Below are 4,800 nucleotides of genomic sequence, written 5' to 3' on the forward strand. Positions count from 1 at the left end.
GGGGGGGGGGGGGGGCGGGCGCCCCCCCGACTGGCGGCTGGGCCCGCGGGCGCTACGCGCCCGTTCGGGCCAAGCAGCCACACTGAAGCCATGGATGTCGACCATCTATCCGGCCTCACCCTGTATCTGACCGTCTTCGCGATCGTGTTCCTCGAGAGCGGCGTGCCGATCGGGTTCTGGCTGCCGGGAGACGCCATGTTGTTCGCTACCGGCCTGATGGCGGCCAATCCGGCGCACCGGATCTCGCTGCCGGTCCTCGCCGCCGGGGTGACCGTGATGGCCGTCGCCGGGGTCTGCCTCGGCTACGTCACCGGGCGCCGGCTCGGGCGTCCCTGGCTGGAGCGCCGGCACCAGAAGATCCTCGATCGCACCGAGACCTTCTACGACCGGTTCGGCCCGGTCACGCTCATCGCCGCCCGGTTCGTGCCATGGGCGCGCACCTTCGCCCCGATCCTGGCCGGCGCGGTCCGGATGCCTCCGGCGCGGTTCCTCGCGGCGGCCGCCGTGGGCGCGGTCATCTGGGGCACCGGCATCCCCGCGCTCGGGTACGCGGCGTCCTCCGTCCCGGGCCTCAAGGACGCGACCGGCTGGCTCGCGCCCGCGGTCGTCGCGCTCTCTCTCGCCGCCGGTGTGCCCGGTGAGCTGTTGCGCCGCCGGGCCCGCCGGCGTAACCGTGCGGCCGCCGACCTCGCCGTCGCCGGGGCGACCGAGCCGGACGGTTCGCCGGACCCCGCGGCCCGGCCCATCGAGTCCGGGCCGGATGGTTCGACGGCGTTTGCCGGCGCCGAGCGCGGCCCTGCCTGACCGCTCCTCCGAGAGCGCGAGGACGTTCCGTTCCCTCACCTTCGTGCCAGTGATCGCCGTTTCGGCCCTCACATGGTCGCGGAGAGCGCCTGGGCACGACCATGTGAGGGCCGAAACGGCGATCTTCGCCCGGTCGGGCGGCGCTGGGCCGAGATTCACCGACGGGCTTCATGCGGCTAGGCAGATGGGCGCCCAGGATCCACGGGCAGTCTCGGTCCGTGGGGGCGCGGTTCTCCTCGCCAGGCGCGCGCGGCCTCGGCTGGCCGCCGTCCGGTCCGCCCCGGATTGGCGCGATACCGGAGCAGTCGGGCACCTGTGCTGCGCCGGGTGGTCGCCGTGGCGGAGATCGATGTGTGCTGTGATGCTGCAAGCAGGAACGGGGGCTGCTCGCATCCGGAGGCAGGTGTGGCCCGCGTGCGGGAGGCGGTCGGGCTGGTGCCCGCGCCGGGCCCGCGCGGCCTGGCGGCACCGGCAGGTGATCAGGAGGGCTGACGTTGGCTCGGGTGGTGGTGACTGGCGCCGCGGGGTTCGTCGGCGGCGCGATCGCCCATGCCCTGCGCGGGCGCGGGGATGACGTCGTCGCGCTCGACGTGGCCCGAGGCCCCGGTGTGCACGCCGCGGACGTGAGCCGGCCGGGGGACTGGGAGAAGGAGCTCGTCGGCGCCGACCTGGTGGTGCACGCGGCCGCCGTCGGGATGGGCGGGGTCGGCGAGCTGCCGCCGATCCGGGGCGGCCGGCCGGCCGGATCGTCCCGTGTCCCGGCTGCCCAGATGCGCCAGGTGCTGCTCGGCGGGACCGCGACCGTCCTCGACGCCGCGGCCCGGGGCCGCGTCGGACGGGTGATTCATCTCTCCTGCGTCTCCGCGCTCGGACCCGACCTCGCCGACGGCGTCGACGAGACCGCGCCCGTTGGCCTGACCGGTGATCCGCGCGCCGACACCCTCGCCGCCGCCGAGCAGGCGGTCGGCGCCGCTACCGCGTCCGGGCTGCCCGCGACGATCCTGCGACTCGGTGACGCCTACGGGCCCCGCGCCGGCCGGTGGACGGTTTGGCCGGTGCTGCTGCTGCGCGCGGGCCGGTTCGTCCTGCTCGACGGCGGCCCGGGCGGGCTCAACCGGGGCCACACCGACGCCGGCGGGCCCGCGGCGACCGCCGCGGCCGGTAGCGAGGCCGCCGTCGGCGAGGTGCTGCACGTGACCGGACCGGCGCCGGCGACCGTCGCCGAGTTCGTCGGCTGCTACAGCCGGATGCTCGACCTGCCGGTCCCGCGGTCGGTGCCGGCCCGGATGTACGGCGCGCTGGACGACGCGACGCAGGCGGTCGGCCGGCTGCGCGGTCGGGTCGAGTCCAGGCGCCAGACGTCCGGCGAGCCAGAGCCGGCCCCCGGCGGCCGGCCCGGGCCCGGCGGCGCCGCCGACCGGGCGGGCGTGCCCGCGGTGGGCGCGGCCGAGCACCCCGACGCGACCGGGCCGTCGACCGGGGCCGTGGCGCTCGGGCTGGTCCGCGGGATCGGGTCCCGGCTGGCGGCCGGCGTCGACCCGCGCCAGCGGATGGACCTCGGCCCGCTCGCCGTCGCGGACGTGACGAGGACCGGCCGCCTCGCCGGCGACCGGATTACCGCGGTGACCGGCTGGCAGCCCCGCGTCGACCTCGCCGACGGGATGAGCCGCACCGAGGCGTGGTTGCGGGACCGGGGCCTGCTCGGCGTCAATGAGCCGTCCCGGACGCGTTGATCCCGCGCGCCGTGGCGCGGCCGCCTATACCTCTATCTCTGGCGACGCCCGGCCGACCGACGACGGCTCATGGCTGACGACGGACCGACGCTGACCACCGCGCGGCTACAGGCGCTTCCGGTGACGCTGTGGAACGCGGGCTACGTGGCCGAGGAACTGGCGCGCAAGGTGGCGCTGGCCTCCCGGCCGCCGCCGGGGCTCGGCGTCGGCGGTCTGTTCGCCGGCCCGGACGCGCGCGGGACGGCCGAGCCGGCGGCGCTGCGCCGCGAGCTGCGCCTCCGGGCCGGCGGCGGGCCGTCGTCGCCCACCTGGGTGGTCCGCGACCACGACGGTGAGCCGGTAGGACTGCTGGGCGCCGACACCAGGGCCCGGCGGGCCGCGGTCGCGGTGGTGATCGACGCGGCCGAGCGGCGCCGTGGCTACGCCGCCGAGATCATCCGCGCGCTGGCGAGCTGGCTGGAGGCCCACCGATTCGCGCTGGTCGAGACTCGGGTCCGCGTCGACGACCCGGCCGCCGAGCGGCTCGCGCGGGCCACGTCGTTCCAGCCGACCCAGGTGGTCATCGTGACCGGCTGGCGCGTCTGGTGCCGGCCGCCACCGCGCTGACGCACCGCCACGACTCTTACCGAGGGTGACAGTTGGCCGGGAGGGGCGATTGCGGGTCGGTCACCACCAGCGCGCTAGAACAGAACGTTATACGCAATGGTCTTTCTGTCATACTCGCAGGCTGGTGCACTGCCTTCGGTTGGCGCCTTTGGATGCGCACGACTGGTGGCCGCTGCTAGGTTGTCGGGAAGCCGACACCGGTTGATGCTCCGTTTCGACACCGATGTGTATCTTCTGGGCGCCTGTAGGGCGCCCTGACTGTTCATTCGGTTACGGCCTGGGGCACCATGGGGATGATGTCGCGGCTGGAGATGGCACCCCACCGTCCCCGGCCCCGGTATCAGCGTCGGTTGGGGACCGGCGTGTGTCCGGGAGGGGAGCCCGACGGTCGGCGCGCTGCGCCGGGGAGGTGCATATGAGCGTCGATACCCCACGCCCGGTCTCGGCCGCGACGCCGCCAGCTGAGGTCACCTACGATCACCTGATCATCCCGCCGCACTGGCGGCGGCCCGAGGACTCGGTGGCGGGCGCCCCGAACCCCCTCTTCCCGTCGGCGGACGGCCAGCCGCACCCGGCATCCGGCCCGCACCCGATGACGGGGCCACTGCTGGTCGGCACGACGGCCCGCGCGTTCGCCAAGCTCGACGACATCATCCGGCTGTCCACCGACGACAAGGCCGTGATCGACGCCCGCCGCGACGAGGCCGAGCGCGCGCTGCGGGCGATCTTCCCGCCGCGCTGCGCGCTGCCGCTCGTCGGCGTCGCCACCATCGGCTCCGCCGGGCGCGACACGATGATCCGGCCGCTCGACGAGGTCGACATCTTCGCGGTGTTCAGTGCCGCGAACAGCGCCTGGAAGCGGTTCCGCTGGGACTCCCGCGATCTGCTGCTGTGCGTGCGGAACGCGATCGGCGGCGACCGGGTCCAGACGATCGGCACGCGTGGCCAGGCGCTGCGCGTCGTGTATGACACCCCGCCGGACGTCCACCTCGTCCCGGCCTTCGACCACCCGCGCGCTGGCTACGTCATGCCCGACCGGATCGGCGGCTGGCTGCCGACCCGGCCCGAGCGGCACGCCAGCTGGACCGAGGATCTCGGCCCCCGAGTGATCTCGGCGGTCCGGCTACTGAAGGCGTGGAACCGGGTGTGCGGCAGCCATCTGCGTTCGTTCCACATCGAGGCGCTGGCCGGGACGGTGCTCGCCGGCCGCGGCCTGAACACCCGGCAGGCGCTGGCGACCGTGTTCCGGTACATGGACGAGGCCGGCCTCTCGATGGCCGACCCCGCCGACGTCGGCGGCGACCTGTCGACCTATCTGCGGCCCGACGACCTGGCCGCGCTCGGCGAGTCCGTCCGGATGGCCCGTGCCTACGCGGAGAAGGCCGTCGCCGCCGAGGGCGACGGGCGCCACGAGGAGGCCGTCGCGCTCTGGGCCGCCATCTTCGGCCCCGAGTTCCCCACCTTCGGCTGACCGCGGGGCGGCCGTCGCCGAGCGGTCGGCGTGAATCTGTGGCTGCGGCCCCCCCCCCCGGGGGGGGGGGCCCGGGGCCCCCGGCCCCCCCCGGGGGGGCCGGCCCGCGGGCCTCCCGCCCGGTCCACGACGGCGGCGGGGCCGGAGGATCTGGCAGCTCCACCGTCGTCAGCTCAGGCTCGGCTG

4 protein-coding genes are annotated in these 4,800 nt (G+C 75.4%); all 4 read left to right on the top strand.

Annotated elements, in window-relative coordinates:
- The first annotated feature begins 90 nt into the window (after positions 1–90).
- A complete protein-coding gene (locus tag I6A60_RS40655; protein ID WP_203017345.1) occupies positions 91–804 on the top strand; it encodes a DedA family protein in 714 nt (237 codons plus the stop codon).
- Between the two features lie 494 nt (positions 805–1,298).
- Positions 1,299–2,537, top strand: a complete 1,239-nt coding sequence (locus tag I6A60_RS40660; RefSeq protein WP_203055882.1) for an NAD(P)-dependent oxidoreductase — start codon at positions 1,299–1,301, stop codon at positions 2,535–2,537.
- A gap of 69 nt (positions 2,538–2,606) precedes the next feature.
- Positions 2,607–3,143, top strand: coding sequence for a GNAT family N-acetyltransferase (locus I6A60_RS40665; protein ID WP_203025102.1), 537 nt, complete (start codon positions 2,607–2,609; stop codon positions 3,141–3,143).
- 415 nt (positions 3,144–3,558) lie between these two features.
- The gene (locus tag I6A60_RS40670; RefSeq protein ID WP_203025103.1) at positions 3,559–4,614 is read left to right on the top strand and encodes a nucleotidyltransferase; all 1,056 of its coding nucleotides are present in this window, start codon (positions 3,559–3,561) and stop codon (positions 4,612–4,614) included.
- Positions 4,615–4,800 lie beyond the last annotated feature (186 nt).

The organism is Frankia sp. AgB1.9, assembly GCF_016786355.1.
Classification (GTDB): domain Bacteria; phylum Actinomycetota; class Actinomycetes; order Frankiales; family Frankiaceae; genus Pseudofrankia.